The 19,450-nt window shown below is 74.9% G+C and carries 14 protein-coding genes and 1 pseudogene; 6 read left to right on the top strand and 9 right to left on the bottom strand.

The window, feature by feature from the left end:
- Positions 1 to 20: 20 nt before the first annotated feature.
- Positions 21 to 1,463 (bottom strand): polyprenol phosphomannose-dependent alpha 1,6 mannosyltransferase MptB, encoded by a 1,443-nt coding sequence (gene mptB, locus ACVJO7_RS09030; protein WP_491672478.1) that lies wholly within the window; start codon positions 1,461 to 1,463, stop codon positions 21 to 23.
- A gap of 11 nt (positions 1,464 to 1,474) precedes the next feature.
- Entirely contained in the window at positions 1,475 to 2,272 is a 798-nt protein-coding gene (gene cobF / locus ACVJO7_RS09025; RefSeq protein WP_491672477.1) for a precorrin-6A synthase (deacetylating), read from the bottom strand.
- Positions 2,273 to 2,419: 147 nt separating this feature from the next.
- Between cobF and ACVJO7_RS09020 the strand changes: the two genes are divergently transcribed.
- Positions 2,420 to 3,589, top strand: a complete 1,170-nt coding sequence (locus ACVJO7_RS09020) for a glycosyltransferase family 4 protein (protein WP_491672476.1) — start codon at positions 2,420 to 2,422, stop codon at positions 3,587 to 3,589.
- Between the two features lie 15 nt (positions 3,590 to 3,604).
- On the opposite strand, the gene ACVJO7_RS09015 is transcribed toward ACVJO7_RS09020, so the two are convergent.
- The 3 genes from ACVJO7_RS09015 to ACVJO7_RS09005 are packed head-to-tail and all read right to left on the bottom strand — an operon-like array spanning position 3,605 to position 8,554.
- Positions 3,605 to 4,378, bottom strand: a complete 774-nt coding sequence (locus ACVJO7_RS09015) for a fumarylacetoacetate hydrolase family protein (protein WP_491672475.1) — start codon at positions 4,376 to 4,378, stop codon at positions 3,605 to 3,607.
- Positions 4,379 to 4,382: 4 nt separating this feature from the next.
- Positions 4,383 to 7,337, bottom strand: coding sequence for an FAD-binding and (Fe-S)-binding domain-containing protein (locus ACVJO7_RS09010; RefSeq protein ID WP_491672474.1), 2,955 nt, complete (start codon positions 7,335 to 7,337; stop codon positions 4,383 to 4,385).
- 50 nt (positions 7,338 to 7,387) lie between these two features.
- Positions 7,388 to 8,554 (bottom strand): pyridoxal-phosphate-dependent aminotransferase family protein, encoded by a 1,167-nt coding sequence (locus tag ACVJO7_RS09005; protein ID WP_358481993.1) that lies wholly within the window; start codon positions 8,552 to 8,554, stop codon positions 7,388 to 7,390.
- A 153-nt stretch (positions 8,555 to 8,707) separates the two neighbouring features.
- Here ACVJO7_RS09005 and ACVJO7_RS09000 point away from each other — a divergent pair, with 153 nt between their 5' ends.
- Both ACVJO7_RS09000 and ACVJO7_RS08995 read left to right on the top strand, forming a co-directional pair.
- Positions 8,708 to 10,270, top strand: a complete 1,563-nt coding sequence (locus tag ACVJO7_RS09000; protein ID WP_491672473.1) for an SLC13 family permease — start codon at positions 8,708 to 8,710, stop codon at positions 10,268 to 10,270.
- Entirely contained in the window at positions 10,270 to 11,007 is a 738-nt protein-coding gene (locus ACVJO7_RS08995) for an IclR family transcriptional regulator (protein WP_344018520.1), read from the top strand. The genes ACVJO7_RS09000 and ACVJO7_RS08995 overlap by 1 nt, the downstream gene beginning before the upstream one ends.
- Positions 11,008 to 11,018: 11 nt before the next feature.
- Here ACVJO7_RS08995 and ACVJO7_RS08990 read toward each other — a convergent pair whose 3' ends face one another.
- A complete protein-coding gene (locus ACVJO7_RS08990) occupies positions 11,019 to 11,756 on the bottom strand; it encodes a GntR family transcriptional regulator (RefSeq protein ID WP_344018518.1) in 738 nt (245 codons plus the stop codon).
- 83 nt (positions 11,757 to 11,839) lie between these two features.
- Here ACVJO7_RS08990 and ACVJO7_RS08985 point away from each other — a divergent pair, with 83 nt between their 5' ends.
- A complete protein-coding gene (locus tag ACVJO7_RS08985) occupies positions 11,840 to 13,006 on the top strand; it encodes a CaiB/BaiF CoA transferase family protein (RefSeq protein ID WP_491672472.1) in 1,167 nt (388 codons plus the stop codon).
- 39 nt (positions 13,007 to 13,045) lie between these two features.
- On the opposite strand, the gene ACVJO7_RS08980 is transcribed toward ACVJO7_RS08985, so the two are convergent.
- Entirely contained in the window at positions 13,046 to 14,452 is a 1,407-nt protein-coding gene (locus tag ACVJO7_RS08980; protein ID WP_491672471.1) for a glycosyltransferase family 2 protein, read from the bottom strand.
- A gap of 620 nt (positions 14,453 to 15,072) precedes the next feature.
- Between ACVJO7_RS08980 and ACVJO7_RS08975 the strand changes: the two genes are divergently transcribed.
- The gene (locus ACVJO7_RS08975; RefSeq protein ID WP_491672470.1) at positions 15,073 to 16,221 is read left to right on the top strand and encodes a C40 family peptidase; all 1,149 of its coding nucleotides are present in this window, start codon (positions 15,073 to 15,075) and stop codon (positions 16,219 to 16,221) included.
- A 457-nt stretch (positions 16,222 to 16,678) separates the two neighbouring features.
- Here the strand turns inward: ACVJO7_RS08975 and galT are convergent, their stop codons facing one another.
- Together galT and ACVJO7_RS08965 are read right to left on the bottom strand one after the other, a co-directional pair.
- Positions 16,679 to 17,761 carry a galactose-1-phosphate uridylyltransferase gene (gene galT, locus ACVJO7_RS08970; RefSeq protein WP_491672699.1) on the bottom strand — a complete coding sequence of 361 codons (1,083 nt, stop codon included), beginning with the start codon at positions 17,759 to 17,761 and terminating at the stop codon, positions 16,679 to 16,681.
- An 8-nt stretch (positions 17,762 to 17,769) separates the two neighbouring features.
- Positions 17,770 to 18,564: a DeoR/GlpR family DNA-binding transcription regulator gene (locus ACVJO7_RS08965; protein WP_491672469.1), complete on the bottom strand. Its 795-nt coding sequence runs from the start codon at positions 18,562 to 18,564 to the stop codon at positions 17,770 to 17,772.
- A gap of 203 nt (positions 18,565 to 18,767) precedes the next feature.
- Here ACVJO7_RS08965 and ACVJO7_RS08960 point away from each other — a divergent pair.
- Positions 18,768 to 19,355: pseudogene (locus ACVJO7_RS08960) on the top strand (sodium:solute symporter family transporter); the annotation flags it as partial.
- Positions 19,356 to 19,450 lie beyond the last annotated feature (95 nt).

Genomic DNA, 19,450 nt, shown 5'->3' with positions numbered 1-19,450 from the left:
CCGCCGGCCCGGCCGGAGCATCACACCGCCGCCGGCCCGGCCGGCGTCCGCTCCCGGCGCAGCAGCACGGCCAGGGCCACCCCGGTGACCAGTGCGGCCGTCGCGTAGGCCGCGACCAGCGTCCCGGGCCGGTCGCCGTGGTCCCCGGCGAGCGGCGGGAGCAGCACCGCGAACACCCCGGACAGCACGGCGACCCCGGCCCGGGCCCGGGTCGTCAGCGGGGACGCGGCCAGCGGCAGCACCGCCCACAGCAGGTACCACGGGTGCAGCACCGGCCCGAACAGCACGATCAGGCCGAACACGGCGCCGCAGGCCGGGACCGGCTCGATCCGGCCGCGCAGCTGCCGGTGCAGCACGAACGCGATCCCGGCGACGGTGAGCACCGTGCCGGCCGCCCGGCCGGCGGCGATCACCGGGCCGGTGAGGTCGGCGCCGGCGAGCGCACCGATCCCGCCCGCGGCGAAGCCGGCCCAGTTCGTCGGCGCCATCCAGCTCCACAGCGTGCCGGGGGTGCCGACCGACCGGATCCACCCGGTCCCGGCGCCGGTGAGCACCGACGTCACCGCCGCGACGACGGCGAACGCGACGGTGGCAGCGAGCCCGGCCGCCAGGAACGCCCACGGCGTCCCGCCGCGGCGGCGGGCCAGCGCCGTCCCGACCACCGCGAGCGCCGCCAGCACGGGCAGCTTCACCAGCGCGCCCAGCGACACCAGCAGCACGCCCGCACCGAGCCGGGCCAGGCCGATCCGCTCCCGGTCCGCGTCGAGTGCCTGCAGCGCGAGCGCGGTCCCGGCGAGCCCGAGCCCGAGCATCAGCGCGTCGTTGTGCACCCCGCCGACCAGGTGCAGCAGCACCAGCGGGTTCCCCGGGCCGAGCCACATCGCGACCGCGGGCGGCGCACCGGACAGCGCGCACAGCCGGGGCACCGCGACGACCACCAGCACCAGCCCGGCCACCGCGGCGAGCCGGTGCAGCGCGACCCCGGCGACCGGGTCCTCCCCGGCGACCGCGGCGACCGCCCGGGCGAACGTGGTGAACAGCGGCCCGTACGGCGACGGCGTGTCCACCCAGTGCCCGTCGACCAGCGCCCCGATGCCGGATCCGGTGCCGAGCGCCGCGCGCGGCCCGACGAGATGCGGATCGAGCCCGCGGTGCGCGATCTCGCCCTGCGCGAGGTAGCTGTAGACGTCCCGGCTGAACAGCGGCGGCGCGACGAGCAGCGGCGCCGCCCAGAGCAGCAGCGTCCGGAGCGACCAGCCGGCGGGCGGCGGGCTGCCGCGCAGCAACCGGCGGCCTAGCACCGCCCAGGCCGCCACCAGCAGGCCGGTGCCGGTGACGCCGGCGGCGAGCGCGGGGCCCGGCGGCGCGGGGCCGAGCAGCGCCCAGGCGCCGCCGGTCAGCAGGACGGCACCGGCGAACCCGGTCCACCGCAGCGGACCGGCCCCCGTCGCGTCGCCGCCCATGCCCGCCGGTCTCAGCGCTCCTCGGCGCCCCGCCGGAGCAGGTAGGTGTCCATGATCCAGCCCTTGCGCTCGCGGGCCGCGGCGCGCACCCGCAGGATCTCGTCGCAGACCTCGTCGAGCGGGCCGGCGACCAGCAGCTCGTCCGGGGTGCCCAGATAGGCGCCCCAGTAGACGTGCAGGTCGGCGCGCTGCTCCGGCGGGAGCGTCGCGAACGCGGTGCGGCCGTCGAGCATCACCACGACGTCGTCGACGTCGGCCGGCAGCCCGTCGGCGATCCGGCGGCCGGTGGTGATCAGCACCGGCCGGCCGACCCGGTTGAGGATCAGCCGGTGCGCGGCGGCCAGCGCGGCGACGCTGGAGATCCCGGGGATCGACCGGACCTGCCAGTCGCCGTCCGGCGCGTCGGCCAGCACCCGGTCCAGCAGCCGCAGCGTGCCGTCGTAGAGCGACGGATCGCCCCAGACCAGGAACGCGCCGGTCGCGCCGTCGGCGAGCTCGGTCTCCAGCATCGTGCGGTACAGCTCGGCCCGCCGGTCCTGCCAGTCGACGACGACGTCGCGGTAGCGCGCGTCGTCGTGCACCACGTCGGCGCCGCGTTTGCGGTCCACCTCGGGTGCGACGACGACCCGGTGCCCGCCGTCCGGGCGGTGCTGCTGCAGGATCCCGGTGCGCAGCGCGAGCAGGTCGTCCTTGACGTCGCCCTTGTCGATCACGAACACGACGTCGGTCCGCCGCAGGGCGTCGACCGCCTGGAGCGTCAGGTGCTCCGGGTCGCCCGCCCCGATCCCGATCACCAGCACCGTGCGCACGCTGCGACGGTAATCGACGGACCGGTCCCGCCCGGCTCCCCTCCCCTGATACGCGCAGCGTCCCGGCCGTCACGGACCGCTGTCACTCGGTAGTGTCGGTGCCCCGCCGACCGACATCCCAGATCCATCCCGGGAGGCCGAAGCACGATGAAGATCGGACACCTGGTCGAGTCGCTCGACCCGCGCGGCGTGGCGGCCGCGCTCGCCGACCTGGCGGCCGCGGGCCCCGCGGCCGGGTACGGCCTGGTCGTGGTCGCGCTGACGCCGACCGACCAGCCCGGCATCGCCGCCCGGCTCGACCGGACGGCCACCCCCGTCGTGGAGCTGAACGTCGCCCCGTGGGACCCGCGGGCGGTGCCGAAGGTGCTCCGCGCGTTCCGCGAGCACGGGGTGGACCTGGTGCACACGCACGGGCTCCGGCCGGACGTCGTCGGCTCGGCCGCCGCGGCCCGGCTGCGGGTGCCGGCGATCTCGACGCTGCACCACATCCACGCCCAGCCCGCGGACCGCGCCGACCACCTGCGGCGGACCGCGAAGACGTTCGCCCGCAAGCGGTTCATGACCCGCACCATCGCGACGTCGATGCTGCAGCGGGACTGGTACCGGGCCGCCGCCGGATCGACGGCCGGGCTGTCGGTGATCCCGGACGGTGCCGCCGATCCCGGCGTCGGGACGCCCGAGGCGGCGCTGCGGTTCCGGCGCGGGCTGGGTGTCGGCGAGAACGAGGTGGTCGCCGTCTCGGTGGCGCCGATGCGCCGCGGGCAGGGCCAGGACATGCTGCTCGACGCCGTCGCCGAGCTGCCGCCGGACGAGCCGGTGACCGTCGTGCTCGGCGGGGACGGCCCGCTGCGGCCGTGGCTGGAGTCCCGGGTGGCCGGCGACGAGCTGCTGTCCGGGCGGGTCGCGTTCCGCAAGGACACCGACCCGGTGGAGCTGCTGCAGGTCGCCGACGTGCAGCTGCACACCACCCGGCACGACACGATGCCGCGCCGGCTGGTGCTCGGGCACGGCACCGGGACGCCCGCGGTGGCGACCCGGGTCGGCGGGATCCCGGAGATCGTCACCCGGGAGACCGGCGCGCTGACCCCGGTGTCGGCGTCCCGGATCGCCGAGGAGCTGGTCCGGATGGCCCGTGAGCCGCAGCTGCGGGCCCGCCGCGGCGCCGCCGCCCGGGCCCGGTTCCTGGACCGGTTCGAGGCGTCGGTGTGGGCCCGCGCGCTCGGCGAGGTCTACCGCAGCGCGCTCGGGCACGCCGACGCCCCGGCGCCCGCCGAGCTGGACGCGCCGGAGCCGGTGCTGCCGCTGGGCGGCGGCTGAGCCGTCGCGGCGGGATCAGCGCCGGACGACCGGGTTGGTGAGGGCGCCGATCCCCTCGATCTCCACGGTGACCCGGTCCCCGGGCGCCATCGGCCCGACCCCGGCCGGGCTGCCGGTGAGCACGACGTCGCCGGGCGACAGCGTGATCCAGCGGGTCACCCAGGCCAGGATCCGGGGCACGTCGAAGATCATCGCGCCGGTGTCGGAGCGCTGCACGGTCCGCTCGCCGAGCCGGGTGGTCAGGGTCAGCGGCCCGGGGCCCGGGTCGGTCTCGATCCACGGCCCGAGCGGGCAGAAGGTGTCGGCGCTCTTCGCCCTGGTCCACTGCCCGTCGGCCCGCCAGTCGTCGGCGGTGACGTCGTTGGCGCAGGTCAGGCCGAGGACGTGGCGCATCGCGTCGGACTCGTGGACGTCCCGGGCGAGGGTGCCGATCACCACCGCCAGCTCGCCCTCGTACTCCAGCCGGGTCACCTCGCGCGGGTGCCGCACCGGCTCCCCCGGCCCGACGACCGCGTTCGGCGCCTTCAGGAACAGCGCCGGCCGGTCCGGCCAGGGCCGCCGCTTCTCCTCGACCTGGCACGGGTAGTTGCTGCCGACGCAGACGATGGTGCGCGGCTCGCAGGGCGCGGCCAGCCGCAGCTCGTCGAGCCGCCCGGCGACCGCTCCCGGGCCGGACCGGCCGAGCTCCCGCACGATCCCGGCCGCCGGACCAGCCGGGCCCGCCGGACCGGGTTCGACGCAGCCGGTGCGCACCGGCCCGCCGTCGCCGTCGAACCGGACGATCCGCACCCCGTCAGCCCTGCCCGCGCAGCGCGTCGCGCACCAGCTCCAGCGGATGCCACGCGGTCCGCCCGACGCCGTGGAAGATCTGCTGCCGGCAGGACACCCCGGTGGCGGCGACCAGGGTGTCGGCGGACTCGGCCTCGATCGCCGGGAACAGCCGGTCCCGGCCGACCTCCATCGACGTCGCGTAGTGCTCGGCCTCGAAGCCGAACGAGCCGGCCATCCCGCAGCAGCCCGAGTCGATCTCGGCGACGTCCAGCCCGGGGATCCGGCGCAGCAGCGCCAGCGTCGCGGCGGTGCCGACCTCGGCCTTCTGGTGGCAGTGGCCGTGGTAGACGACCCGCCGCCCGCTCAGCCCGGACCGCTCCGGCAGCACCAGCCGGCCGTCGTCGATCGCCTCGACCAGCAGCTCCTCGACCTGCCGGACCCGCTTCCCGACCTGCGCGGCCTCGGCCGAGTCGCCGAGCAGCGCGATCGTCTCGTCCCGCAGGGTGAACACGCAGGACGGCTCGCAGCCGACGATCGGCGAGCCCGGCGGGGTGTCCCGGGCGAGCGCGGTGACCAGCCCGGACGCCTTGCGGCGGGCGTCGTCGAGCAGGCCCTTGGACAGGCTGGACCGGCCGCAGCAGCCACCGGAGGCGAGCTGCACGGCCCAGCCCGCCGCCTCCAGGAGCTCGATCGCGGCCTTGCCGATGTGCGGTTCGGTGTAGGTGGTGAAGGAGTCGGCGAGCCAGGTGACGGTGCCGGCGCTGCCCGGCGCCGGGCGCCGCCCGCGCTGCCAGCGGACCAGGTCGTCGCGGACGAACCGGGGCAGCGGCCGGGCCGCGGCGATCCCGACGGTGCGCTCCATGATCCGGCGCAGGAACCCGATCCGGCCGGGCAGGTTGGACAGCGGGGCGGTCGCCGCGCCCAGCCGGTTCAGCGTCCGGCTCGCCCCGAACAGCCGCGACCGCAGCGGGGTGCCGTGCCGGACGTGCTGCTGGTGCAGCGCCTCGGACTTCAGCGACGCCATGTCGACGCCCATCGGGCACTCGCTCTTGCACGCCTTGCACATCAGGCAGAGATCGAGGATCTCGTGCAGCCGCTCGTCGCCCAGCGCGGCCGCCGGGTCCGGCTCGGACAGCGCCTTGACCAGCGCGTTCGCCCGGCCCCGGGTGGAGTGCTCCTCCTGCAGCGTGACCTGGTACGACGGGCACATCACCCCGGCCGTGGTCTTGCGGCAGAGCCCGATGTTCATGCAGCGGTCGGCGGCGTCGCGCATCCCCGACGCGGAGCCGGAGCCGATCACCTCGAACGACAGCGCCGTGGTCAGCGGCGGGGCGGGGGGCAGCGCGTCCCGGTCGCGCAGGTTGTCGGTCATCGGCGGGGCGTCCACGATCTTGCCGGGGTTCAGCACGCCCGCCGGGTCGAACAACGCCTTGACCTGCCGCATCGCCTCGTAGAGCCGGTCGCCGAAGATCTCCCGGTTGAACTCGGAGCGGGCCAGGCCGTCGCCGTGCTCGGAGGAGTTCACGCCGCCGTACTCGGCGACGAGGTCCTTGATCTTCTCGGCGACCACCCGCATCGTCGCGACCTGCTCGGGATCGGTGAGATCCACGAACGGGCGGATGTGCAGGCAGCCGACCGAGCAGTGGCCGTAGAACCCGGCCTCCAGGCGGTGCTCGTCCAGGATCGCGGCGAACCGCTCCGTGTACCCGGCCAGGTGCTCGGGCGCGACGGCGGTGTCCTCGACGAACGCGAGTGGGCGCCGGGTGCCCTCGCCGGCCGCCATCAGCAGGCCGAGCGAGGACTTGCGGACCTTCAGCAGCGCGGCCTGCTCGGCCGGGGTGACCAGCCGCAGCGTGTGGTAGCCGTGCCCGTGCCGTTCCCACAGCGCGGTCAGCGCGTCCAGCTTCGCGACCAGCTCCGGCTCGTCGTCGCCGGAGAACGACACGAACAGCAGCGCCGCCGGGTCCCCGACCAGGTGGTTGCCCAGGTCGGCGTACTCGATCTTCTGCCGGGACAGGTCGAGGATCGTCCTGTCCATCATCTCGACCTGGTGCGGCGCGCAGCTCAGCGCGTCCAGGGTCGCCGAGATCGCGCCGTGCACGGTCGCGAAGTGCCCGACCGCGTACACCGTCCGCCTCGGCTTCGGCACCAGGTCGACCACGGCGCGGGTGGCCACCACCAGCGTCCCCTCCGCGCCCACGACGAACTTCGCCAGGTCGAACGGGTTCGCCCCGCCGTGGCCGGCCAGCCGGTCCAGCCGGTAGCCGCAGGCCCGCCGCCAGAACAGCGGCATGCCGTCGGCGATCGCCTGCTCGTTCGCCGCGACCAGGGCGGGCAGCTCGCGGTGGATCCGGCCCTCCAGGGTGTCGGCCGCGGCCCGGCGCAGCCGCTCGGCCTCGTCGACCGGTTCGAGGCGGGCGGTGGACCCGTCGGCGAGCACCACGTCGAGCGCCCGGACGTGGTCGATCGTCATCCCGAAGGTCAGCGAGCCGCTGCCGGCGGAGTTGTTGCCGACCATCCCGCCGATGGTGGCCCGGTTGCTGGTGGAGGTGTCCGGCCCGAACATCAGCCCGTGCTCGGCGGCGGCCCGGTTGAGCTGGTCCTGCACCACCCCGACCTCGACGACGGCGGTGCGGGCCGCCGGGTCGATCTCGACGATGCGGTTCAGGTGCCGGGAGGTGTCCAGCACGATGCCGGGGCCGACGGTCTGCCCGGCCAGGCTGGTCCCGGCGCCGCGCGGGACGACCGGCACGCCGAACTCGCCGGCGATCCGGACGGCCTCGGCGACGTCGTCGTGGGTGCGCGGGAAGACCACGCCGAGCGGCGTGATCGCGTACATGCTGGCGTCCCGGGAGAACAGGTGGCGGCTGTAGTCGTCGAACGCGACCTCCCCGGCGAGCCGGGAGCGCAGCGTCTGCTCCAGGCCGGGGACGGCGGTGGCGGGCCGGGTGGTGGTGCCGGTCAGCTCGGCGGTCATGCGGGGCGTTCCTCTCGCGACGGTGCGTGTGCGGGCGGGCCGGCCCGGGTTCAGGACTGCTGCAGGACCTCCAGCGCGGCGTCCAGCCCGCGCCCGTCCACCTCGACGCCGGCCAGGCCGAGCCCCATCTGGACGCCGGCGAGGGTCCCGGCGAGCGTCAGGTCGTTGAACGCGCCGAGATGCCCGATCCGGAAGACCCGCCCGGCGAGCCGGCCCAGCCCGGCGCCCAGCGACATGTCGAACCGGTCCAGGATCACCGCGCGCACCTTGTCGGCGTCGACGCCGTCCGGGACCAGCACCGCGGTGAGCGCGGCGGAGTACTCGCGCTCGTCGAGGGCGAGCACCTCCAGTCCCCAGCCGCGCACGGCGGCGCGGGTGGCCTCGGCGTGCCGCAGGTGCCGGGCGAAGACGTTCTCCAGACCCTCGTCGTCGAGCAGCCGCAGCGCCTCGCGCAGGCCGTAGAGCAGGTTGGTGTTCGGTGTGTAGGGGAAGTACCCGCGCTCGTTCGCGGCGAGCATCGGGCCCCAGTCCCAGAACGTCCGGGGCATCCGGGCGGTGCGCGAGGCGTCGAGCGCCTTGGCGCTGATCGCGTTGAAGCTCATCCCGGGCGGCAGCATCAGGCCCTTCTGCGAGCCCGCGACGGTGACGTCGACGCCCCACTCGTCGTGCCGGTAGTCGATCGAGCCGAGCGAGGAGATGGTGTCGACGAGCAGCAGCGCCGGATGGCGGGCGGCGTCGATGGCGGCCCGGATCTCCGGGATCCGGCTGGTCACGCCGGTGGAGGTCTCGTTGTGCACCACGCAGACCGCCCGGATCCGGTGCGCGGTGTCGGCGGCGAGCCGCTCGGCGACGACCGCCGGATCGGCGCCGTGCCGCCAGTCGCCGGGGACGAAGTCGACCTCCAGCCCGAGGCCGCGGGCCATGTCCTGCCAGAGCGTGGCGAAGTGCCCGGTCTCGAAGGTGAGCACGGCGTCGCCGGGGCTGAGCGTGTTGACCAGCGCGGCCTCCCAGGCGCCGGTGCCGGTGGCCGGGTAGATCACGACCGGGCCGGTGGTGCCGAAGACCGGCCGGACGTCGCGCAGCAGCTGGGCCCCGAGCTCGCCGAACTCCGGGCCGCGGTGGTCGATCGTGGCCGCCGACATCGCGCGGAGCACCGAGTCCGGCACGTTCGTCGGCCCCGGGATCTGCAGGAAGTGCCTGCCGGCTGCGTACGTCATGGTTCCCCTCCACGCTCGGTGCCCGCGGTTCCGCATCACGGAAACCGGGTCTCGCGCAATCGACGGTATACCGTCTACAGTCTGCCGTCGATACGGATCGTCCCGAACATCCCTGAACCCTGACTGCGTCAACGCCGACCACAGAGGATCAAGATGTCCATCGAACTCATCACCGTCGTGGCCCTCGGCCTGGTGTTCCTGATAGCGACGGTCCTGCCGGTGCACATGGGGGCGCTGGCCTTCGTCGCGGCCTTCGTGGTCGGCACGGCGTTCGTCGGCGAGGACACCGACGACATCGTCGGCGGCTTCCCCGGGGACCTGTTCGTCATCCTGGTCGGGGTGACGTTCCTGTTCGCGATCGCGAAGGGGAACGGCACCGTCGACCGGCTCGTCCAGCTCGCGGTGCGCGCCGTCGGCGGCCGGATCGCGCTGATCCCGTGGGTGATGTTCGGCGTCACCGCGGTGCTGACGGCGGCGGGTGCGGTGGTCCCGGCGGCCGTCGCGATCATCGCGCCGATCGGGATGGGCTTCGCCCTGCGCTACCGGATCAACCCGATGCTGATGGGCCTGCTGATCATCAACGGGGCGAGCGCGGGCGGGTTCTCGCCGATCAGCATCTTCGGCAGCATCGTCAACGGGGTGGTCAGCCGGAACGGGCTGCCCAGCAACCCGGGCCTGCTGTTCGTGTCGTCGTTCGTGTTCAACCTGGCGCTGAGCATCGTGGTGTTCTCCCTGTTCGGCGGGCGCGAACTGCTGCGCCGCTCGGCGGAGAACGCCGCACTCGGCGGCTCCGGCCGGATCGCGGTCGCGGCGGAGCCCGGGACCTCGGTGGCGCTCGGCGGCGGGGCCGTCGGGCACCCGCGGACGTCCACCACCGCCACCGGCGGCAGCAGCCGCACGAGCGGCAGCAGCGGCACCGGCGGGACGGCGGGCAGCGGCGGCACCGCGGGCTCTGGCGGCACTGCCGGCTCGGTCGGCTCGGTCGGCTCGGTCGGCTCTGGGGGCACTGCCGGCTCTGGGGGCACTGCCGGCTCCGTCGGCACTGTCGGCACTGTCGGCACTGTCGGCACTGTCGGCTCTGTCGGCTCTGTCGGCACTGCCGAGCCGGAGCACCTCCCGCTGGAGCGCGACCACGTGCTGACCGTGCTCGTCCTGGTGTTCCTGGCCGTCGGCGCACTGGCCTTCGGCCTGGACGTCGGGTTCACCGCGCTGACCGTCGCGGTGGTGCTGTCCCTGATCTCACCGGCCTCGGCGAAGGCGGCGGTCGGCCAGGTCGCGTGGCCGACGGTGCTGCTGATCTGCGGGATCGTCACCTTCGTGGCCCTGATGGAACGGGTCGGCACGATCGACTGGCTCGGCAACCTGGTGACCCAGATCGGGGCGCCGCTGTTCGCGGCGATCCTGATCTGCCTGATCGGCGCGGTGGTCTCCGCGTTCGCCTCGACCACCGGCATCCTGGGTGCGCTCATCCCGCTGGCCGTGCCGTTCCTGCTGGCCGGCGAGATCGGCCCGATCGGGCTGATCATCGCGCTGTCGATCTCGTCGTCGGTGGTGGACTCGTCGCCGTTCTCCACCAGCGGCGCGCTGGTCGTGGCGAACGCGCCGACCGAGCAGACCGACCGGGTGTTCCGCGGCCTGATGATCTGGGGCTTCAGCATGTGCGCCGTCGCGCCGCTGCTCAGCTGGCTGATCTTCGTCGTGCCCGGCTGGGGCTGATGGCGGGCGGGGTCCAGTCCGTCGCCCGCGCGTTCGGCATCCTGGAGCTGCTGGCCGGGGCGGGCGGCGGGCTCTCGGTCAGCGAGCTGGCCCAGACGTCCGGGCTGCCGCTGCCGACCATCCACCGGCTCGTCCGGACGCTGGTCGATCTCGGCCACGTCCATCAGCTGTCCGACCGCCGCTACACCCTCGGCCCGCGGCTGATCGGGCTCGGCGACCGGGCGTCGGAGGTGCTGGGCGCGCGGGTGGGGACCGATCTGCGGTCGCTCGCCGAGCGGATCGGCGAGACGGCGAACATGGCGGTGCTCGACGGCGAGCGGGCCGTCTACACCGCGCAGGTGCCGTCCCCGCACTCGATGCGGACGTTCACCGAGGTGGGGCGGCGGGTGTTCCTGCACAGCACCGGGGTGGGCAAGGCGCTGCTCGCGCAGCTGCCCGTCGTGCAGGCCCGGCGGCTGCTGGAGACGGCCGGGATGCCGGGGCAGACCGGGCACACCGTGGTCGACGTCGGGACGCTGCTCGACGAGCTGGACGTGGTCCGGCTGATCGGGCACGCGGTGGACGCCGAGGAGCAGGAGGACGGCGTGTTCTGCGTCGCGGTGCCGGTGCCGGGCGCGCCGAGCCCGTCCGCGCTCTCGGTGTCCGGGCCGACCAGCCGGTTCTCCGCCGACCGCACCGACGAGGCCGCCGTGCTGCTGCGCGCGGCGGCGGCCCGGCTGGCCGGGCGGTTCCGGTGAGCCCGGCCGGGTCAGCCGGTGCCGCGGCGCCGGGCGAGCCACTCCTCGGACTCCGGGCTGCCGCCGTCGAGCTGGTCGACGACGTCGAGCAGGAACGACCCGTGACCGTGCTCGGTGAGCGCCCGCTGCACGGCCTGCGGGTCGCCGTCCTCGATCACGGCCAGCAGCTCGCGGTGCCGCTCGACGTTCTCCAGCAGGCTCTCCCGGTCCCGGCGGGCGGTCCGGTTCAGTGCCATGCAGAGCTGCAGCTGCGAGGACAGCGCGCGGTAGGCGTCGGTCAGCCGGGAGTGCCCGGCGAGATCGACGACGGCGAGATGGAAGTCGAACTTGCGCTGCAGGAACCGGCTCTCGTCGGCCTCGCGGGCGGTCCCGTCGAAGGCGCGCAGCGCGTCGTGGCAGCGGGCCAGCCGGGCCGGCGAGCGCACCGGGATCCCGAGCCGGACGGCGATCGACTCCAGCTCCTCGCGCAGCGTCACGATCTCGTAGACGTCGTGCCTGCTCAGCGTGCGGACGGAGGCGCCGCGCCGCGGGTGCGACACGACGAGCCCCTCGTGGCCGAGCCGCTGCAGTGCCTCGCGCAGCGGCGGCCGGGAGACGCCGAGCCGCTCGGTGAGCCGGGCCTCGACCAGCCGCTCACCGAGGGCGAGCTCGCCGGAGAAGATCATCGCCCGGATCGCGTCGGTCGCCAGGTCGGCCATGCTCGGCGGCGCGACGATCCGCCCCGACAGCCCGGACTGCACCGCGGTCATGGTCACCACCTCGAATCGGACAGTTCTCCGTATACCGTATAGCAGGTCGTCGCGGCGGCCCGCAGGATCCAGGAGTACCCAGCATGACGACGGACCCTCCCCTGACCGGGGTACTCGTGCTTGAGGTCGGCGCCTTCATGGCGGCGCCGTTCGCCACCATGCAGCTGGCGGATCTCGGCGCCCGGGTGGTCAAGATCGAGCCGCCCGGCACCGGCGACCCCACCCGGTCCGCCGGGCCGTTCCTGGACGGCGAGAGCTCGCCGTTCCTGCGGCTGAACCGGAACAAGGAGTCGGTCGTCCTGGACCTGAAGGACGAGCGCGGCCGGGACGCGTTCCTCGACCTCGCCGACCGGGCCGACGTCGTCGTGGAGAACCTGCGGCCGGGCGCGATGGACCGGCTCGGGCTGGGCGCCGGGACGCTGCGCGGGCGCCGGCCGGAGCTGGTCTACGCCTCGGCGTCGGGCTGGGGGCAGGACGGTCCGGCCGCCGGGCGCGCCGGGCTGGACATCATGGCGCAGGCGGCGAGCGGGCTGATGAGCGTCACCGGGGAGCCCGGCGGCGATCCGGTCAAGGTCGGCGTCCCGGTGTGCGACCTGGTCACCGGGCTGTACCTGGCGCTCGCGGTGACCGCGGCGCTGCGCGAGCGGGACCGGTCCGGGACCGGCCAGCAGATCGACGTGTCGCTGCTGGAGTCCGGGGTGTCACTGGCCGTGTGGGAGGCCGGGATGTACCTCGGCGACGGCGAGGTACCCGTCCGGCACGGGTCGGCGCACCAGCGCTACGCGCCCTACCAGGCCGTCCGCACCGCCGACGGGTACGTGACGGTCGGCGCGAACACCGAGCGGTTGTGGGTGTCGCTGTGCGGGGCGCTCGCGCCGGCGCTGCGCGACGACCCGCGGTTCGCCGGCAACACCGCCCGGATGGCCGCCCGCGCGGAGCTGGTCGGGCTGATCGAGGAGACCACCACGACGATGACGACGGCCGACGTGGCGGCCCGGCTGGACGCCGCCGGTGTCCCGTGCGCGCCGATCGCCGGCTACGACGAGGTGTTCGACGATCCGGTGCTGCGCGAGCGCGGGTTCTTCTGGGAGGCGCCGCACCCCCGTCTCGGGCCGGTGCGCCAGCTCGGCTCGCCGATGCGCTTCTCCCGGACCCCGGCCCGGCGCGGCGACGCCGGTCCGCCGCTCGGCTCGGACACCGCGGCCGTGCTCGGCGAGCCGGCCGGCCCGTCGCAGCGGCCGGGGGTCTGAGCCGACCCGGCGGCCGGGTGCGGCCGCCGGGTCACCGGGTCAGTTCCGGTCCGGCGCGGTCAGCGGCGGGCAGCTACCGCCCTCGGCGAGCACCTGCCGCCGGGTGCGCAGGTACAGCACCGGGCCACCGGCCAGGCCGCGCAGCTTCCGGGCCGCCGCGCCGTCGGGCAGCGCGACCGTCTCGTGCCGCCGCTCCTCCGGGTCCGCCGGCACCTCGGCCACCTCGGCCACCGCGACCGCCGAGGGCCCGGCGCCCGGGGCGGCGTCGGCCGCCCCGGCGTCGCCACCCGCCGGGGCCGGCCCCGGGACGACCGCACCGGCGGCGGGTTCCGGCTCGGGAGCATCCCCGGCGCCCGCGGACTCGCGGCGCACGATCTCGCGCAGCCGGGCGATCCCGGCCGGGAACCGGCGCAGCGCGAGCCGGCGGGCCCGCCCGTCCAGCGCGACCTTGCCCAGGAACGCACCCAGCCCGAGCGCGTAGCCGCCGAGCTGGTCGCGCAGCTCGCCGTCCGAGGGCCGGTGGTGGTGCCAGACGTAGGCGGCGGGCAGGTAGCCGAGGGTGCCGCCGTCGAGCACGATCCGAACCAGCAGCTCGATGTCCTCGCCGCCGCGGGTCGGCCGGCCCGGGCCGAGCGCCTCGTCGAAGCCGCCCAGCTCACGGACCCGCCGGGCGCGCACCGCGAGGTTCGCGCCGATCCCGAACAGGCCCGGTGAGAACGGGAACACCGGCGAGTCCGACGGCGGGTCGTCCAGCCGGAACCGGCGCGGGGCGAACCCCTTGTTCCAGGCCAGGGCGACGTCGGCGGCCCGCTCCTGCGGGGTGTCCAGCCGGGCGGCCAGCACCGGCCCGCTGAGCCCGGTGAGCCCGGGATCGGCGGCGAACGCGCCCGCGATCCGGGACGCCCAGCGCCGGTCCGGCTCGGTGTCGTCGTCGGTGAAGGCGACGACCTCGGTCCGCGCCTCGGCCAGCCCCCGGTTGCGGCCGACCGACACGCCGCGCCGCAGCTCGTGGACGTAGCGCACCCGCTCGTCGCCGAACGCGGCGACCACGTCGCGGGTGCTGCCGTCCGGCGGGTCGTTGTCGACGACCAGCACGGTCACCGCCGCGTGGTCGCCGGCCAGGATCGCCGCGAGGCAGCGGCGCACGCTCTCCGGGCGGCCGCGGGTCGCGACGACGACGGTCATCGGCTCGTCCGAGGTCGGGGGCGGCTCCGGCGGGGTGGCCGCGACCACCGCGGCGGTCGCCCGGCCGATCTCCCCGGCGGAGGCGCGGCCGCCGGTCAGCGGGACGTCGACCTGGCCGACGGGCAGACCCGCGTCGGTGACCAGGAGACGGGCGGTGGTGAACCGCGGGGGGACGTGCAGGCCCGCCCCGGGCGGCCCGCCCGGGCCGCGCCGGTGGGCGGTCTCCCCGACCCAGATCGGGCCGGGTGGTCGGTCCGGCACTGCGGGGACCTCCGGTGTGTGTCGTCGACATGTGGTGGTGGATTCGTACCGGATGCCCGGTCCGGTTCGGTCCCGGCGGCCCGCCCGGACGGGCGGGTGCGGGACGGCACGTCGGTCGTGGTTCAGGTCGCGGCCGCCGTGGTGCGCGTTTCGGCACCGCACGGGTCGGTGCGGCCACCTGATCGTGGCAGAGCACCCGGTTTCCGACACCGTCGCACCGGCACCGGCGGCCGGAGCGGCCGTGCGAACGACATCCCTGCGCCGTCCGGCCCACCGGCCGATCCGGCACCCGGACCGTCACCCACTCGTACCGACCGTTCGTCGCAGAATTGGCTTCGGCAACCTCGAACGGCGCAGTGCATCCACCGTTCGGCGGCCGTTCTGTGCGTGAATCGCGCGGAAAGCGCCGCTCGTCGCACACGCGGCGGGGCTGACAAGCATGTGAGTCACGGAGCGGTTACGGTCCTTCGTGCTGGCCGACGAAACGTCGGCTGGTGCGCCTGGTCGGCCGTCCGAGCCCCGCCTGCCGACACTCCCCCTGGCGCCCACCAGCACGCGGCGGGGACGGGTTCGCGACCGGCCGAGGGCCGGGGTGGGCCCGTGGCGGCGAGGAACCACGTATGACCACTGCACTGAATCCGGTCGACTCCCCCGCGACCGAGCTCCCCGACATCGGCGCCCCCCGGCGCCGCCGCGATCGCGACTCCGGCGCCGGCATCTCGGCCGCCGAACTGCTCTCCCGCTACGCCGAGGCAGGCTTCGACACCCCCGCGTCCGGCGGCCGTCGCGCCGCCCGGGCCGCCGGTACCGGCGCGTTCGGCCCGGCGATCGAGCAGATCGACACCCCGCCCACCGGGTTCCCCGGCCTCCCCGGCACCGGCCTCCCCGGCACCGACGACTCGATCGTCTCCCGGGACCTCCCGGCCGGCGTCACCTCCCGGTCCGCGATCGGCCTGGTGCGCGGCACCTCCGACACCGGGCCGTTCGGCCGCAACCCGCGAGCGGTCGCCGCGACGATGTCCGCGACGCTGGTCGGCGCCACCGCGGTGATGGGCGTCGTGACGGCCATCAGCACCCCCGGCGAGCAGGCCGCCGAGGAGCAGGCGGCCGGGGTCGACCTGGCAGGCGCCAACAACGAGGCGACGATGACGCTGTCGCTGCCCGCCGCAGGCTCCGAGCAGGGCGGCGCGGGCACCAGCGAGGCCGCGACCACGCTCGGCAGCGGGCTGGAGCAGGCCACCGCCGCGGTACCGCAGGCGTTCGAGCAGGCCGACGCGGCGCGGATCGCCGCGGTCGCCCAGCAGGAGGCGCAGGAGCGCGCCGAGCAGGAGCGCGCCCGCGCCGGTGAGCGCGCCGCGAACAACGCGGGCCGCGGCGCCGGATCGGGTGCCGGCGACATCGTCGGTGACCTGACCGGGTCCTCGGCCGGCATCCAGGCGCTCGCCACCGCGAAGACCGCCCTCGGGTCGCCCTACAAGTGGGGCGCCACCGGGCCGAGCGCCTTCGACTGCTCCGGGCTGATGGTCTGGGCCTTCGAGCAGGCCGGCATCGACCTGCCGAGGACGTCGAGCGCGCAGTCGCAGATGGGCGGCCAGTCGGTCTCCAAGAGCGAGCTGAAGCCCGGCGACATGGTGTTCTTCTACTCGCCGGTCAGCCACGTCGGCATCTACGCCGGCAACGGCCAGATCCTGCACGCGTCGACCAGCGGGGAACCGGTCAAGTACTCCGACATCGACGCAATGCCGTTCCACAACGCGATCCGGGTCTGACCCGGAACACCGCACGACGGCCGAGGCCGGGTCCCTGGGGAGGGGCCCGGCCTCGACGCATGTCCGGGTCGGGTCAGCGGGTCGGTGCCCTGGGTCCGGTGCCGCGGCCCGCTGACCTCGCACCCCTACACGCGCACCCCGCACCCCGGCTCCGGTCCCGCACCGGGTGGAGACGGTGCGCGAACGACCCCGGGGTGCGACACGACCCCAGACACCCCACACCCGCCTCCACGAGTCCACGAGTCCACGAGTCCACGAGTCCACGGCGGATCCCACGGCAGACCTCGCACCCCAGCCGGCGGACCCCCACACCGGCCCGCGGACCCCGCACCCCGGCTCCTACGTCGCACCTCCCACACGTCGTCGCACCGGCTCGAGCAGGTGCGGCGTCGCGGCCGGGGTGCGGCGTCGCGGCGGGGGTGCGGCGTCGCGCCCGGCCACCCGCTCCGGCCGCCGGCTACAGCCCCCGCAACCGCTCCGCGACGGCCTCGGGGAGCACGTCGGAGATGAACGCCCCGGCCCCCGACTCCGACCCGGCCAGATACTTGATCTTCCCGGGCGCCCGCCGGATCGAGTGCAGCCGCAGGTGCAGCCGGGCGTCACCGCGCCCGTCGGCCGCCCGGACGGGGGCCTGGTTCCAGGCGGCGACGTAGGGCAGCTCGTCGTCGTGGAGGGCGTCGAGCCGGCGCAGCACGTCCAGGTAGACGTGCCCGAACTCGGCGCGCTGCGACTCGTCGAGCGCCGGGAGGTCCGGCGTCGGGCAGTGCGGGTAGAGGTGCACCTCGACCGGCCAGCGGGCCGCCTCGGGCACGAAGGCCGTCCAGTGCTCCCCCGCGACGACGACCCGCTCCCCGGCCCGCTCGGCGGCCAGCCGGACGTCGAACAGGTTCTCCCCGGTCGCCTCCCGGTGCGCGGCCACCTGCGCGAGCATCCGCTGCGGGAACGGCGGCAGGTACGGGTAGGCGTAGATCTGGCCGTGCGGGTGCGAGAGCGTCACGCCGATCTCGGCGCCCCGGTTCTCGAACGGGAAGACGTACCGCACCCCCGGCCGGGCGCCCAGCTCGGCGGTGCGGTCGGCCCACGCCTCCAGCACCAGCCGGACCCGGCGGGCGGACAGCCGGGCGAACGGGGTGTCGTGGTCGTCGGTGAAGCAGACCACCTCGCAGCGCCCGGACTCCGCGACCGGTGTGTCCCCTGCCGGCTCGGCGACCGGCGCACCCGGCGCCGACCCGAACGCCGGGAACCGGTTCTCGAACGCGACCACCTGGTACTCCGGTGACGGCACCTCGGTGAGCCTGCCGTCCCGGCTGGGGCACAGCGGGCATTCGTCGTCCGGCGGCTGGTAGGTGCGGTCCTGGCGGTGCGCGGCGATCGCGATCCACTCCCCGGCGAGCGGATCGAGGCGCAGCTGCGAGGCCGGTGTAACCCGGGGCAGGTCGCGCCGGTCCACCAGGGCGGCCGGATCGCGCGGCGGCGAGCCGGGCTCGTCGAACCAGAGGATCTCCCGGCCGTCGGCCAACCGGGTCGCCGAGCGGCGCACGTTGCCCATCACTGCTCCTCCGTCCGGGCGACGATCACGCGGTCGATCTCGCCCTCGAGCACCGCCAGGTCGGCCCCGGCCAGACCGGAGTCGGTGACCAGCACGTCCGCCTCGCCCAGCTCGGCGATCGTCGAGATCCCGACGGTGCCCCACTTCGTGTGGTCGGCGACGACGACGAGCTGCCGGCCGGCGTCGGCGAGTGCCCGGTTGGTGTCGCGCTCGGTGAGGTTCGGCGTGGAGAACCCGGCCGCCGCGCTCATCCCGTGCACACCGAGGAACACGATCTCCAGGTTCAGCGAGCGGAGCGCGGCGATCGCGACCGGCCCGACCAGCGCCTCGGACGGCGTGCGCACCCCGCCGGTGAGGATCACCGTGCTGCCGCGGACCTCCGCGCCACCGGTGTGCAGCACCTCGGCGACGGCGAGCGAGTTGGTGACGACGGTGAGCCGCGGGATCCGGGCGAGCCGGTGCGCGAGCCGCCACGTCGTCGTGCCTGCGGACAGGCCGACCGCGGCACCGGGCTCGACGAGCGCGGCCGCGGCGGCCGCGATCGCCTCCTTCTCGGCGGGCTCGCGGACCGCCTTCGCCGAGAAGCCGGGCTCGGTGGTGGTCTGGTCGCCGACCGCCGTCGCGCCGCCGTGCACCTTGTCGACCAGCCGGCGGCGGGCCAGCACGTCGAGATCGCGGCGCACCGTCATCTCGGACACGCCCAGGTCCCCGGCCAGCTCGGACACCCGGACCGCGCCACGGGCGCGCACCCGCTCCACGATCATCTCGCGGCGCTGCTCGGCGAGGAGGCTCACGGCGGCGGATCCGGGACGGCCATCACCCGCACAGGTTGCAACAAAACCGAACGCAGTACAACCACACACCCCGTGTTCACTTCTGTCCGGCTGCGGTCTATCTTGTGCGTTGATTTGCGCAACGCAACCCTGCGCGCACCCCACTCGACGACGAGGAGCGTCCGGATGGACCAGTGCGAGACCGCCCTGCGGAAGGGCGTGGCATGACGACCGAAGAGATCCTCCGGCTCGATCCGAACCTCGTCGACTACCTGCTCGTCGCCTTCTACTTCGTGCTGGTGCTGGGCATCGGCTTCGCCGCCCGCCGCTCGGTCTCGTCCAGCCTGGACTTCCTGCTGTCCGGCCGGTCGATGCCGGCCTGGATCACCGGCCTGGCGTTCATCTCGGCGAACCTGGGCGCGATCGAGCTGATCGGCATGGTCGCCAACGGGGCCCAGTACGGCGTCCCGACCGTGCACTACTACTGGCTCGGCGCGATCCCGGCGATGGTGTTCCTCGGCATAGTGATGATGCCGTTCTACTACGGCTCGCAGGCCCGCAGCGTGCCGGAGTTCCTGCTCAAGCGGTTCAACCGGACCACCCAGCGGGTGCAGGCGGTGATCTTCGCCGTCGCCTCGATCCTGATCGCCGGCGTCAACCTGTTCTCGCTCGGCCTCGTCCTGGAGGCGCTGCTCGGCTGGTCGCTCTACCTGGCCATCCCGGTCGCCGCGGTCGTCGTGCTCGGCTACATCTCGCTCGGCGGGCTGTCCGCCGCGATCTACACCGAGGTCCTGCAGTTCTTCGTGATCCTGTGTCCGCGTACGGGCTCTGATGTCGCTGTAGGTACGAGCTGATCTGTCGTTGGTCCGGCGCGTCGGATTCAAGATCGGCTCAGGGAGGGACCACC

This window comes from Pseudonocardia sp. DxW, assembly GCF_058448985.1.
The sequence above is the reverse complement of the archived record's forward strand: the minus strand, read 5'-3'. Positions and strand labels throughout refer to the sequence as shown.